Source organism: Marinicauda sp. Alg238-R41, from assembly GCF_947331485.1.
GTDB lineage: Bacteria > Pseudomonadota > Alphaproteobacteria > Caulobacterales > Maricaulaceae > Marinicauda > Marinicauda pacifica.
In genome coordinates this window covers 74,798-88,252 of the sequence record NZ_CAMZOJ010000004.1, presented here as the reverse complement: position 1 = coordinate 88,252, position 13,455 = coordinate 74,798, and the positions used below count along the sequence as shown (strand labels likewise).

Annotated in this window: 11 protein-coding genes; 6 read left to right on the top strand and 5 right to left on the bottom strand. The window is 64.1% G+C overall.

The window, feature by feature from the left end:
• Positions 1-37: 37 nt before the first annotated feature.
• Positions 38-1,081 carry a sodium:calcium antiporter gene (locus PGP17_RS14605; protein ID WP_270376116.1) on the top strand — a complete coding sequence of 348 codons (1,044 nt, stop codon included), beginning with the start codon at positions 38-40 and terminating at the stop codon, positions 1,079-1,081.
• Positions 1,082-1,087: 6 nt separating this feature from the next.
• Here the strand turns inward: PGP17_RS14605 and PGP17_RS14600 are convergent, their stop codons facing one another.
• On the bottom strand, positions 1,088-2,359 hold the full coding sequence (locus tag PGP17_RS14600; protein WP_270376114.1) for a winged helix-turn-helix domain-containing protein: 1,272 nt from the start codon (positions 2,357-2,359) through the stop codon (positions 1,088-1,090).
• 179 nt (positions 2,360-2,538) lie between these two features.
• Between PGP17_RS14600 and PGP17_RS14595 the strand changes: the two genes are divergently transcribed.
• Entirely contained in the window at positions 2,539-3,966 is a 1,428-nt protein-coding gene (locus PGP17_RS14595; protein WP_270376112.1) for a S41 family peptidase, read from the top strand.
• Positions 3,967-4,031: 65 nt separating this feature from the next.
• Here the strand turns inward: PGP17_RS14595 and ndk are convergent, their stop codons facing one another.
• Positions 4,032-4,454: a nucleoside-diphosphate kinase gene (gene ndk / locus PGP17_RS14590; protein WP_135943895.1), complete on the bottom strand. Its 423-nt coding sequence runs from the start codon at positions 4,452-4,454 to the stop codon at positions 4,032-4,034.
• Positions 4,455-4,547: 93 nt separating this feature from the next.
• Between ndk and PGP17_RS14585 the strand changes: the two genes are divergently transcribed.
• Positions 4,548-6,440, top strand: coding sequence for an ABC-F family ATP-binding cassette domain-containing protein (locus tag PGP17_RS14585; RefSeq protein WP_135943896.1), 1,893 nt, complete (start codon positions 4,548-4,550; stop codon positions 6,438-6,440).
• A gap of 22 nt (positions 6,441-6,462) precedes the next feature.
• Here the strand turns inward: PGP17_RS14585 and PGP17_RS14580 are convergent, their stop codons facing one another.
• The 3 genes from PGP17_RS14580 to PGP17_RS14570 form a co-directional block, all read right to left on the bottom strand.
• Positions 6,463-6,768 (bottom strand): I78 family peptidase inhibitor, encoded by a 306-nt coding sequence (locus tag PGP17_RS14580; protein WP_158291202.1) that lies wholly within the window; start codon positions 6,766-6,768, stop codon positions 6,463-6,465.
• On the bottom strand, positions 6,765-7,220 hold the full coding sequence (locus tag PGP17_RS14575; RefSeq protein WP_135943898.1) for a DNA polymerase III subunit chi: 456 nt from the start codon (positions 7,218-7,220) through the stop codon (positions 6,765-6,767). The genes PGP17_RS14580 and PGP17_RS14575 overlap by 4 nt, the downstream gene beginning before the upstream one ends.
• 70 nt (positions 7,221-7,290) lie before the next feature.
• Complete coding sequence (locus PGP17_RS14570; RefSeq protein ID WP_270376108.1) at positions 7,291-8,769, bottom strand: leucyl aminopeptidase; 1,479 nt, start codon at positions 8,767-8,769, stop codon at positions 7,291-7,293.
• 200 nt (positions 8,770-8,969) lie between these two features.
• Here PGP17_RS14570 and PGP17_RS14565 point away from each other — a divergent pair, with 200 nt between their 5' ends.
• The 3 genes from PGP17_RS14565 to PGP17_RS14555 all read left to right on the top strand — a co-directional run bounded on the left by PGP17_RS14565 (position 8,970) and on the right by PGP17_RS14555 (position 13,440).
• Positions 8,970-10,091 carry an LptF/LptG family permease gene (locus PGP17_RS14565; protein WP_270376106.1) on the top strand — a complete coding sequence of 374 codons (1,122 nt, stop codon included), beginning with the start codon at positions 8,970-8,972 and terminating at the stop codon, positions 10,089-10,091.
• On the top strand, positions 10,088-11,185 hold the full coding sequence (locus PGP17_RS14560; protein ID WP_270376104.1) for an LptF/LptG family permease: 1,098 nt from the start codon (positions 10,088-10,090) through the stop codon (positions 11,183-11,185). The genes PGP17_RS14565 and PGP17_RS14560 overlap by 4 nt, the downstream gene beginning before the upstream one ends.
• A gap of 71 nt (positions 11,186-11,256) precedes the next feature.
• A complete protein-coding gene (locus PGP17_RS14555; RefSeq protein ID WP_270376102.1) occupies positions 11,257-13,440 on the top strand; it encodes an LPS-assembly protein LptD in 2,184 nt (727 codons plus the stop codon).
• Positions 13,441-13,455: the final 15 nt, after the last annotated feature.

The following is a 13,455-nucleotide window of genomic DNA, read 5'->3' as shown; positions in this document are numbered from 1 at the left end:
CGGGGAACCCGTCGCGGCATGACCCGTTGGTCTCGCCATGACATTCAGCCTCATTGCCAATCTGCCCCTTCCAGCCGTCATTGCCGGCTTCCTGATCTGCACGCTCATCATTGCGTCGGCCGGTGCGCAACTCGCCGAGCGGTGCGACGTGATTGCCGACCGCACCGGCTGGGGGGAAGCGCTGGTCGGCGCGGTGCTGCTGGGCGCGGCCACTTCCCTGCCCGGCATCATCACGTCGGTCGCAACCGCCGCACAGGGTTTTCCCGCCTTGTCGAGCTCGAACGCGGTGGGCGGCATAGCCGTCCAGACCGCCTTTCTTGCCATCGCCGATCTGGTCTACCGCCGCGCCAATCTCGAACACGCAGCGGCCTCTCTGGCCAATATCACCGAAGGGGCGCTGCTCCTGGCAATGCTGGCCATCCCGCTCGTGACCTATTCCGGACCGGATTTCACGATCGCCGGCATCCACCCGTCGACAATCGTCATGCTCGCCGCCTATGGGTTCGGGCTGCAGCTGGTGCGCCGCGCGCGTACGGCGCCCATGTGGACGCCCGAAATGACGCGCGAAACCCAGGAAGACGAAGCCGAGGGGGCGCCTGAGGCAAACGGCGAGACACCGGGCGCACCACCGTGGACGAGTTTCGCCCTTCTGGCACTGCTCACCGGACTGGCCGGCTTCGGCATCAGCCAGTTCGCCGTCGTGCTCGCGGACCGTACGCCGCTGTCCGAGGTCGCAATCGGCGGGCTGTTTACTGGCATCGCGACCTCCCTGCCCGAGCTGGTAACGTCAATTGCGGCCGTGCGGCGTGGAGCGCTCACGCTTGCAGTCGGCGGAATACTCGGCGGGAACGCTTTCGACACGCTCTTCCTGTCGTTTTCCGACATCGCCTACCGGGGCGGATCGCTCTACCACGCGATGCCGACGGGTGCGGTCTTCACGATCTCGATGTCGATCCTGATGACCGCCGTGCTCATGCTCGGGCTGCTGCGCCGGCAACGCGTGGGATTTGCCGGCATCGGCTTTGAAAGCGCCCTCATTCTCGCCTTCTATGCCGTGACCGTCGGGGTTCTCTTTTTCTGAGCCGCCCTACGGCTCGCACGCCTGTCCCGTGCGCCGCTCGAAGTCGGCGCACAACGCATCCGCCGCACCTGCATCTCCGGCGCGTGACAGGACGCCCGCAAGCCCGCGAACGGCCGCTTGGTTGAGCGGATCGGAGGACAGCACACGGCGATACCAGAGTTCGGCCTCGCCCAGCGATCCGCGCTCATCATGGCGGGCCGCAACCGACAGGCCGACTTCACTGTGCCAGGGCCGGATTTCCAGCGGCCGCGCATCATAGGTGCGCGCCATCACCTCATAGGCCTGTTCCAGATAGGACAGCGCGGCGGCCTCATCACCGCGGAAGCTGGCCATTTCTGAGAGATTGATGAGCGCCCCCCAGGCGTCGGGATCGATCACGAGGGCGCGCGCGTAAGCGTCTTCGGCGGCGGAAAATTCGCCTTGTGCCGCCAGCACCAGCCCGAGCGACCGATAGGCGCGCGCATGCGCAGGATTTTCCCGTATCGCCGCTTCGGCCAGCCTGCGCGCACGTGTCAGAACACGCTGCGCCTCCTCGGTGTCGAGATAGCCGGAGGCCAATGCCTCACCCAGGCTTGTGCGCTCCATCGGGGCACCCGCTTCGCCGCGCCAGCGGATGACCTGCTGTGTGAGCGCGTTCGACAGGCCGGCAAGTGCGGCGCCATTATCCGGATCACCTTCGAGCACCGCTTCGTAGAGACGCAGCGCCGCTTCGTTATCGGTTCGGGTAAACTGGTGATAGAAGGCATCGGCCCGGCGCAAGGTGACCGCATCCGGATTTTCAGGCGCGCTCTCTGCCTCCGGATCGGAGCCGGAGTCGGCGTCCGGGGCGTCCACCTCCGGACGCAGCATGAACATCGACGCAGCGATCAGGGCAAGGCCGATCACAGCGCCACCGGCGAGAAGCCGTCTGCGGCCGCGCTGCCGAGGCGGGGCGGCGAAGACCGGCGCCTGCGCGGGCATGACCTCGGGCGTCGCAATCAGACTGTAGCCGCGCTTGGGCACGGTTTCGATAAAGCGCGGTGTTCGCGCGTCGTCGCCGAGGGCTTGGCGCAGCTTCCACACCGTCCGGCCCAGCGCATCGTCGTTGACGTGAACGCCGCCCCAGACCGCGGCGCCAATCTCGGTACGCGACAGCACTTCGCCGGGGCGAGCCGCGAGCAGGACGAGCAAATCCATCACGCGCGGCTCGACCTCGCGCTCCCCGTCCGGCCCGATCAGGCGGTTGCGGACCGGCTCGACCTGCCATTCAAGCAGCTGGAAGGGCGCAGCCTCGCCCATCGCACACCCCTTTGCTCTTTAAAGATCCGGCCGGGGGAGAAAAAGGTCAGATGATCGGGAAGCCCCGGTCATGGCAGGTTAGAAGCGCTTGTGGCGAGGTGGAAGACATGTTCTCACCCGGCCGGACGACCCGGCCCGATCAAAAGAGGCCTGCCTTGAAACCCGTAACCTTGATATCCTTGATCTCGACCCTTCCCCTTGCGCTCTCCTGCGCTTCCGCGACCGCGCAGACATTGTCAGAGCAGGAGGCCGAAGCCGACCTCGCCGCCCTGTATGAAGGGCTCGAGACCGCACAGAACGACCTGTTCGTGCACACGCCCCGCTCGGCCTTCGATCAGCGCTATGACGAACTCATCCGCCAGATCGACGGACCGGTGGAGCTGGGTGAGTTTCACGAGATTGCCCAGCGCTTCGCCGCTCTGGCGCGGATCGCACACACCCGGATCGTGACGCCTCACCCTGACTGGAACGAACATCTGGAAACCGGACGATTCTTTCCTCTCAGCCTGCGCGTGCATGAAGGCGAGGTGATCGTCACCGAAGCCCCGGCCGACAGCCCGGTTCAACCCGGCGACCGCATCCTGTCCATCGATGGCCAGGCCAATCCGGTCTGGCTGGCCCGGCTGACGCGCAATATCGCCGCCGACACGCCCGCCCTGGCGTACAGCCAGCTTGAAGGCTCCGAACTCTATTATTTCTGGCTCGAATACGGCGAGCCGGACTCGTTCGACATCGCCTATGAACGCCAGGGCGAGCGGGCCCGGGCCTGGATCGCCGCCGCATCGCTGGACGAGCTGCGTAACTCGGTGGGTATCGAGAATGCCTTCTCCTTGGCGGGGCGCGAAGCCCGAATGGTGGACCAAACGATCGCCTACCTTCGCCCCGGTGCGTTCTATAATGTCGATGCCACGACGCCCGAAGAGGCCTATGATCCAGAGGCAACGCGAGCCTTCATCGCCTATATCGATGCTGCCTATCGGGACTTTATCGAAGCGGGCGCCGAGGCCTTGATCCTGGACCTGAGGGACAATCCGGGCGGGGATAATTCCTATTCAGACCCGGTCGTCGCCTGGTTCGCGGACGAGCCTTTCCGCTTCGCCTCCGACTTCCAGATCAAGGTGAGCGAGTCCACGATCGCCTCCAACCTGGCGCGCGTCGACGCCCTGACCGAAGGTGAGACCAGCGCTTCCTCCCGCCTGGCCGAACTCTACGCGGCCGCCGAGCCCGGCGAAACCGTCTCGTACGAGATCCCCTATGCCCAACCCCGCGAGGGCCAGCGTTTCGATGGCGAGGTCTACGTTCTGGTCAACCGCTTCTCCTTCTCGAATGCGGTATCGACCGGCGCCCTGATCCAGGATTGCGGCTTCGGCACGATCATGGGGGAGCCGACCACTGACATGGCGACCACCTATGGCGCCATGGAGCACTTCACCCTGCCCCATTCCGAATTTCTGGTCGGCTATCCCAAGGCGCTCATCATCCGCCCGAACGGGGAGCGCGAGACCCATCCCCTCACGCCCGATGTCTTCCTGCCCGCCCCGGCGATCCGCAGCGAACAGGACGTGATGCTGAACGCCGCGATTGCCTACATTCAGGAGCGCAAATGAACAAAAAAGCCCCGGCGCAAGCAGCGCCGGGGCTTTTTTCTGCCTTGCGGCCGGTGCGGCCTGGCTTAGCCGACGATCTCGTCTTCCTTGAAGAAGAACGGAATTTCCTGCGCGGCGGTTTCCGGCGCGTCGGAGCCATGCACGGTGTTGGCTTCGATGGACTCGGCGAAGCTGGCCCGAATGGTGCCCTCGGCGGCATCTTCCGGGTTCGTCGCGCCCATCACGTCACGGTATTTCGCGATCGCGTTCTCGCCTTCGAGAACCTGAACCACGACCGGGCCGGAAATCATGAAGGAAACCAGGTCGTTGAAGAAGGGGCGCTCCTTGTGGACGGCGTAGAAGCCTTCGGCCTGCTCGCGCGTCATTTTGATGCGCTTCTGGGCAATGATGCGCAGACCGGCGTCTTCGATCTTGGCATTGACCTTGCCGGTGATGTTGCGCGCAGTAGCATCCGGCTTGATGATCGAGAAAGTGCGTTGAACGGCCATCGGTAAATTCCTTCTGGCTGGATGGGGAGGAAGTTGCGGCGGCTTATAGCGGCGCTTTTCCGGCGTGTGAAGCCGTGCTAACCGGCATCGCCCATGCTGCACATCAACGACCTCACCTATCACATTGAAGGCCGGCGCCTGTTCGATCAGGCGACGCTCTTCCTGCCTGCCAAGACCAAGATGGGACTGGTGGGGCGCAACGGCACCGGCAAGTCCACCCTGTTCCGACTGATCCGTGGCGAAACCACTCCCGATGACGGGTCGGTGTCGCTGCAGCCCGGCGCCCGGCTTGGCTCGGTCGCGCAGGAAGCACCCGGCGGCCCGACTACGGTGATGGACTACGTGCTGGAGGCCGATACCGAGCGCAGCGCACTCCTGGCCGAGGCAGAGACGGCTACCGATCCCAACCGCATTGCCGACATCCAGACGCGCCTTGCCGACATCGATGCGCATTCGGCAGAGGCGCGGGCCGGCTCCATCCTGCACGGGCTCGGTTTTTCGCCTGACGCCCAGCTGCGCCCCTGCGCCGAGTTCTCCGGCGGCTGGCGCATGCGCGTCGCGCTGGCCGCCACCCTGTTCGCCGAACCCGATCTTCTGCTCCTGGACGAACCGACCAACTATCTCGACCTTGAAGGCGCGATCTGGCTGGAAACCCACTTACAGCGCTACCCCGGTGCCGCGCTCGTCATCTCCCACGACCGCGATTTGCTCAACGCCAGCGTCGACGCGATCGCGCATCTAAACGAGGGAAAGCTGACGATCTGGGAAGGCGGGTACGACCAGTTCGAACGTCAGCTGGCCGAGCGCCAGCGTCTTCAGATGAAGCTGAAAGAGCGCCAGGAAGAGAAGCGCCGCCACCTTCAAAGCTTCGTCGACCGGTTCAAGGCGAAGGCGAGCAAGGCCAAGCAGGCCCAGTCCCGCGTCAAGATGCTGGAAAAGATGGAGCCGGTGGCAACCAGCGTCGACAATCCCGTAGCCCCGTTCGAGTTTCCCGATGCACCCAGGCGCATGGGCAATCCGCTGATCCGGATCGAGGACGGCGCAACGGGCTACTCGCCCGAAAATCCGGTCCTGACCGGGATGGACTTGCGCATCGATATCGATGACCGGATCGGTCTTCTGGGTCGCAACGGATCGGGCAAGTCGACCTTCGCGAAGTTCCTGACGGGGCATGTCGACCTGCTGGACGGCAGTTTCCGCATGCACAAGAAGGCGGAAATCGCCCATTTCAACCAGCACCAGATCGACGCCCTGCATCCCAACCAGAGCGCCTACGACCATATTCTGGAGCTGATGGAAGATGCGACCGAGGCCCAGCGCCGCTCGCGCCTGGCCCGTTTCGGTCTGCCCGGAGACCGTCAGGAAACACCCGCCAAATCGCTGTCAGGGGGCGAGAAGGCACGCCTTCTGATGAACCTCATCAGCTTTCACGGCTCGCACCTGATGATACTGGACGAGCCGACCAACCATCTCGACATGGACAGCCGTCAGGCGCTGATCGAGGCAATCAATGCCTTCGAAGGCGCAGTGCTGATCATCAGCCACGACCGCCACCTGATCGAGGCGTGTGTCGACCGGCTCTGGCTTTGTGCCGACGGGACCATCGCCCCCTATCAGGGCGATCTGGCCGACTATCGCCGGCTTGTGTTGAAAGGTGAGGAAGAGACGCGCCCGCGAGGACAGGCCAGGCCGACGGGGGGACAGAAGACCGAGCGCCGGCGCGACGCCGCAGAAGCGCGCGAGCGTCTCAAGCCCCTCAAGGCCGAGGCGGCCAGATGGGAAAAGGAAGCCGAGCGGCTGAAGGGCGTCCTGGCCAAGATCGATGCCGGCCTGGCCACGCCCGGCCTCTGGGAAAAGGACCCCGCTCTGGCCACAGAGCTGAACAAGAAGCGCGCCCGGGCCGAAGATCTCATCGAAGAGGCAGAATTGAGCTGGCTCGAGGCCGAAGAAGCGTTCGAGACGGCCCGGGCCGAAGCCGGGCTCTAGACCGCGCCCGGCGAGCGAGACCCTAGCCGCACTTGACCTCCATCACCTCGCCATTTCCGCCAATGACGACATTCAGGCGCTCCGGGCGATAGTCCATGGTGACCATGTCGCCCTCGCCGTAAATCCGGTGCGGCTGCGGCAGGCTGGGCGTATGGACTTCTGTGCCCGGCTGACCCACCAGCATCTGGTATTGATCGGCCGCGCACTCGCGCGCCTCCGCGCCGTCTTCATCGAGTTCGGACATGTCCACCTCGGTCACGTCCTGGTTGGCCGCGCAGGCCCCCAGAACCAGTCCGGCCAGCGAAATCATCGCGAATATGCGTATCATGCTTTCTTCTCCCATCGCCCCTGGTCGTTCTGACGCCAGTAGGACACCTCGGCATCGCCCTTACGGGCCGCCGACCAGAGTTCTCTGGCCCAGCTCACGCCGCCCTCGTCCCGAGCTTCGAACATCACCACGACGCGATCCCAGTCTGCCAGCGTTTCGATCTCGATCGGTGTCGCGTCGAGAAGAAAAAGCATGCTGGCGCCGTTAACGTTCCGTGTCTCTGTGGAAAGCAAGACAGGTTGCCGGCTCGCCTGGGGCTCGCTGTCACGTCCATGCGGCAGAAAGGCATCGTCGCGGAACGTCCACAGATGTGCGTCCAGGGCCTCGAGCCGGGCCTCATCCTGGCTTGCGACCACCGCCCGCCCCCCACGCGCAAGCAGCTTGGTCAGCAGCTCGGGCAGGGCTTCGTCCACGCTGGCTTGCTCAAGATGGTAGAACCAGAGTTCGGCCACGCCGGCTGTCTCCCTTCAGGCATGAAAAAAGGGCGGCCCGTTCAAGACCGCCCTTTGGATCGTCCAGGCGCTAGCCCTCGTAGTAGTCGCGCACGAGCCGGTCGAGCAGACGGACCCCGTAGCCGGTTCCGAACGACGGCTTGCGCGGATCCTTCGATCCGGTCTGCATGCCGGTGCCGGCAATATCGATATGGACCCACGGCTTCTCGTTGACGAAGCGCTGCAGGAAGACCGCCGCGGCGATCGACCCGGCATTGCGGCCCTCGCCGAGATTCTTCATGTCGGCCACCGTGGAATCGATCTGACGATCGTATTCCGCTCCGATGGGCAGACGCCAGACCGTCTCGTCCGAGGCCTTGCCGGCCCGGGTCAGATTGTCGACCAGCTCGTCATCGTTGGAGAAGACGCCCGCATGCTCGTGGCCGAGGGTGATCAGGATGGCGCCGGTCAACGTGGCCAGGTCGACGATGAAGCGCGGATCGAAGCGCTCCTGCGTGTACCAGAGCGCATCGGCGAGCACGAGCCGGCCCTCGGCATCGGTGTTGAGGATTTCGATCGTCTGACCGGACAGCGATGTGACGATATCGCCCGGGCGTTGCGCATTGCCGTCCGGCATGTTCTCGACCAGACCGATCACGCCGATCGCGTTCACATTCGCCTTGCGGCCGGCCAGGGCATGCATCAGGCCAACCACGGCAGCCGAACCGCCCATGTCGCCCTTCATCTCTTCCATGCCAAGTCCCGGCTTCAAAGAGATGCCGCCGGTATCAAAGCACACGCCCTTGCCCACAAAGGCGAGCGGCTTCTCGCCGTCCTTGCCGCCATTCCAGCGCATGATGACGAGCTGGCTTTCGCGTACAGAGCCCTGGCCGACGCCCAGAAGCGCGCCCATGCCCAGCTTCTCCATTTCTTTCTCGCCGAGCACCTCGATCTCGACACCGAGCTTCTCCAGCTTTTCCTTCACCCGCTTGGTATAGGCGGTCGGGTAAAGGATGTTGGCCGGCTCCATGACAAGATCGCGCGCGGTCTTCACACCGTCGGCCACCGCTTCCCAGGATTTCCAGGACTTCTTCGCGGCCTTCTCGTCGGACACCACGAACTCGGCCGTTTTCAACGACGGCTTCTTGTCGGCTTTCAGCTTGGTGCGGTAGGCATCGAATCGATAGGCCGCCATGGTCGCGCCCAGAGCCGTGCGCGCCGCGCTCTCGGTGTCGGTCACACCGTCGAGATGGAAGGAGACCGTGTCGGCACCGGTATTGAGCAGGTGCTTGACCACGCTCGCGCCGGCCTTCTCGAACACATTGCCGTCCGCGTCCTTGCTCTCGCCCAGTCCGAAGACGACGATCCGCGCGGCATCCACGCCGTTAGGGCTGACGATCTCGACCACATCGCCGGCCTCGCCCTTGAAACGGGACGCCTTGATCGCGCGGCTGATCGCACCTCCGGTCTTCTCGTCCAGCGCGGTCGCCGGGTCGGACAGCGTGGTGCGCGAGTAGGCCGGCACGGCCAGCGTGTCACCGGAAGCGGTTTCAGCAAACTTGATCTTCATGTCACGTCTCTTTCTTGGTTCACGGGATTGAACGGCTCGTCCGATCTGACGCGTACCCGGGGTGGGCCGACAGGGCAGGAAAACCGGCTACACATTAACTCATGGCGTGAGTGGTATCCGATCGCGGGTCACGTTAGAAGTCTCTGCCTTCATGATCTGGCGCTCCGCCGCCACTTTTTCGACCCCGGACCTGCGCCACGATGACATTGTTTCAGCGATATTTGTTCAGGCAGGGTCTGTGGCCGCTCCTGACGGCCCTGCTGGCGCTGACCGGCCTGGCCGTAATGACGCAGTCCCTGTCCAATATCGAGCTGATCTCCAGCGAGCGCGAAACCGCGTTCGCCTTCGTCTGGATCACTCTGCTGGCGATGCCCCAGATCATCGCGATGATTCTGCCCGTCGCGGTCTTTCTTGCCGTCGCCATCTCGATGAACCGCCTGATCAGCGATTCAGAGCTGACCGTGGGGGCGGCCGCCGGCATGAGTCGCGGTCAGCGCATGTCGCCCTTCATTCGCATCGCCGTCTTCGCGATGCTGGGCAATCTGGTCATCAACCTCTTCCTTCAGCCTGTCGCCTTCCGGGAAATGCGCGAGAGCGTCTACGAGATCCGCAGCGATCTTGTGGCCGACTTCATGCGTCCGGGTGAATTCACCGACCTCGGCGGCAACGTGACCTTCTACACGCGCTCCCTCGACGATAACGGCGTGATGAGCGACGTGTTCATTCAGGACGGACGCGGCACGGAAAGCCGGGCCTATGCGGCCGGGACGGGGCTGATCACACGCACCTCTCGCGGACCGGTCATGCTGTTGCAGAACGGGCAGCTCTCCCAGACCGACGAACAGGGCGAGCTGTCCACACTCGCCTTCGAACGTTACGAATTCGAGCTCAACGCCTTCCTCGATCCGGCCTCGGCCTTCTTCTTCAAGGAAAGCGACCGCTTCCTGCCCGAGCTTCTGATGCCGACCGCCGCCGACATCGTCCGGGCGCGTTCGGCAGCCGTGCTGTATGCCGAAGGCCACTACCGGCTTGCCGCTCCGCTCTACAATCTGGTCTTCGCCCTGTTTGCGGCCTGCGCCTTCTTCGCTGTCGAACACAGGCGCACAGGCTACGCACGCTTCATCATTTTGGCCGGGGCCGGGGCCATGATCCTGAGGCTGGCCGGGTTTGCCGTTCAAGCCGCGGCCAGCGACAACATGGCGTATAACGTTGTCCAGTATGCGCTTCCGGTCGGGGGAATTGTCATCGGCCTGATTATCCTGAACCGCCCGGTCCGGTTCCTGCGCCGGTTCAGGCGCGCGCACGCGGAGGCATCCGCATGAGCCGCCTGGCGCGCTACCTCATCCTGCAGACGCTGCTCGGCATCCTCGCGTCGGCCGGCGTGATCAGTGCCGTCATCATCCTCGTCGACTTCGTCGAGACCTCGCGGGACATCTCGACACGCGCCGACCTCACGGCGCTTCAGGCTCTGGGACTGACCCTGCTCAAATCGCCTCTCCTCATTCAGGAGACCCTGCCCTTTATTGTTCTGTTCGGCACGCTCTGGGCCTTTTTCCGGCTCAACCGGCGCAGCGAGCTGATCGTGATGCGCGCAGCCGGCTATTCGGCCTGGCGCATCCTGCTGCCCGCCGCCTCTCTCGCCTTCGTGATCGGCGTGGCCGGGACTGCGGTGCTCAGCCCGCTGGGAGCAATGAGCAATGCTCGTTTCGAGACGATCCGCGAGACCATTCTGGATGGACAGACCGGGATGAGTTCGGTGTCGACAGGCCCGGTCTGGCTGCGCGAGACCTCGCCGGACGGCTTCAACATCATCACGGCCTCACGGTTCGACGCCGAGGAAGGCCAGATATTCACTCCGGTGTTCCGCATCTATCTGCGCTCCGAAGCGGGCGCCCCGATTCTCGTGCGCCGCATCGAAGCGGAGTCGGCCCGCCTGAGTTCCGGATTCTGGGTTCTCGACGAAGCGGTCGAGTTGACCGCCGACGCGCCGCGCGAAAGGCTCGGGGAAATTTCCCTGCAGACTTCGATCGGGCGCCAGGCCCTGTTCGAGCGCGCTCGATCGCCGGGCGGAATTTCGTTCTGGGATCTGCCCGGCGTCATCGCATCGGCGCGCGCTGCGGGTCTGTCCACGCGTCCCTATGAATTACGGTTCCAGAGCCTCCTTGCCCAACCCCTGACCATCGTCGCGGCGGCTCTGCTTGCCATCGCGGCCACTCTGCGCCTGGTGCGTCTTGGCGGCGCGGCCGGATTCGCGTTCGCCGGCGGGGCGGCAGGTTTCCTGCTCTACTTCCTGCAGGAGTTGATGCTAAGTCTTGGCCGGTCCGGGACGATCGATACAATCAGTGCAGCCTGGAGTGCACCGGCACTCTTTATTCTCGCGGCCATGTTCTACGTGGCCTACACCGAAGACGGTTGATGCGTGGACGCCTGCGCTGCGATTGGATAGACACGCAGGCTACGGGGTAGGTCCGGGGTGAAAGGGGTTCCATGCGGAGCTTGATGACGGCATGCGCTGTGGCCGCGCTTTTGACTGCCGGAGCAAAAGCGCAAGCGGTTGGCGACGCCGCCCCCGATGCGCGCGAACCGGTCTATCTCGAAGCCGGCGTGCTGATTGACGATCGCGACAACCAACGCCTCTTCGCGCGTGAAAACGTGCGCATGCAAAGCGGCGAGCGCACGCTTTTCGCCGACGAAATCGAATACAATCCGCAAACCGGACGCGTCATCGCCCGCGGCAATGTCCGTCTCTTTCAGGGAGACGAACCGGCAACGCTGGCGGAGTCGATCGAGCTCGACTCCGAGATGAGCGAAGGCGTCGCTTATGGTTTCGCCACCCTGCTCGAGAATGACGGAAAGGCCGCCGCTTCGGTTGCCGTGCGGCGCGCCGACGGCTCGGTGGAGATGACGCGCGGCTACTACACCGCATGCGATTTGTGCGAGGACGGCAGCGGCTCCCCCACCTGGCGTCTGCGGGCCAGCCGCGTGACGCGCGATCTCGACGACCAGATGATCTACTATCGCAATGTGCGGCTGGAGATCCTCGGCGCGCCCATTCTTTACGCGCCGATCTTCGCCCACGCCGATCCGTCTACGCCGCGCCGTTCGGGTTTTCTCATTCCCAGCGTCGATTTTTCCAACCGTCTCGGCTTCAGCTACAAGCAGCCGTATCTGTGGGTAATCTCACCGCATTCCGACCTCGTGGTGGCGCCGCGCTACATGAGCGAGGTCAATCCGAGCCTGGAGCTGCAATACCGGCGTCGCTTCTATTCAGGCGAGTTCGCCTTTTCCGGCAGTGCGACCTACGAGCAGGAATTCGACGAGGACGGCTTTTTCGGCGCCGAGGAATTGCGTTGGCACACCTTTGCGGAAGGCCGGTTCAACTTCACGCCGCGCTGGCGCTGGGGCTTCGGCGTTCAGGCAACGTCGGGCGATCTGTATCTGCGCCGCTACGATTTTTCAGAAAGCCCGGATATCGGCCGTGGCATTTACGAGATGCCTAACCGGAACCTGGCCTCCCAGATCTATCTGCAGGGGCAGGGCCAGAACTATTATTCCGATATCGCGGCCATTCGCGTGACGTCCTTGTTCGAGGGCGAGAACGACGACGCCCTGCCCCATATCGCTCCTATCGGACAATTGCTGACCGATCTGCCCTTCCCGGACTGGGCCGGCCTGCTGGAAAGCGAGCTTTCCACCGCGAACCTGGTGCGCGAGGACGGCGACGACTATCTGCGTGCCAGCGCCGGACTGCGCTGGAACCGCTCGACCATTCTGCCCCTCGGCGTACGCTTCGAGCCCTATGCGATCGGGCGGATCGATGCGTATGCGGTTACCGAGACCGACGGGGCAGGTGTCGAGACCGGCTCGCGCAACTTCACACGCGCCCTGGGCGCAGTGGGCACCGACATCAGCTGGCCTTTCGCTCGTATGGACAGCTGGGGGCAGACCATCATTGCGCCGCGCGTCCACCTGGTGTCGGCCACCGGTGTGGATGACGGCGAACGTCCGCCCAACGAAGACAGCCAGATCGTCGATATCGATTCGGTCTCGCTGTTCAGCCGCAACCGGGCCGGCGGCTACGACCTGTGGGAAAACGGGCAGCGCGCCGATGTCGGCATGCTGCTCGAGCTGGATACGGTCAGCGAGTGGCTGCCGGACGCAGAGGTCTTTGCGGGCCGGAGCTACCGTCTCGACAATGAGGTTCCGTTCGGAGCCGGGACAGGCCTCGACAACGAGAATTCCGACTGGGTCGCCGAATTCGGCATTGATCTCGCCGGCTTCTCGATCGACTCCCGCAACCGCTTCGACAGCGAGAGCGGTCGCCTGAACCGCAGCGACGTGCGCGGAACCTTCTCGGCCTGGCGCGTGGGCAGCGCGCTGCGCTATACCAAGCTGACTGCAGAGGCGCCCGGGCAAAACGACGATGAGGAGATCGCAGCCTCGGTGTCGTTCGAGCTGACCGATCGCTGGAGCGTCGGAGCGGCAGCCCGCCGCGACCTCGACACCGACGAAACCCGGACTGCGCAGGCCTCCCTCTCCTACGAGGATGAGTGCACCCGGCTGGACATCATCTACGAACGCGAAAACTACAACATCGGTAACCTCGGGCCGAGAACCTCGGTCCGCTTCCAGCTCACCCTCTTCACCCTAGGCGCCCTTCAGGACGATTGATCGCGCGACCGTCTT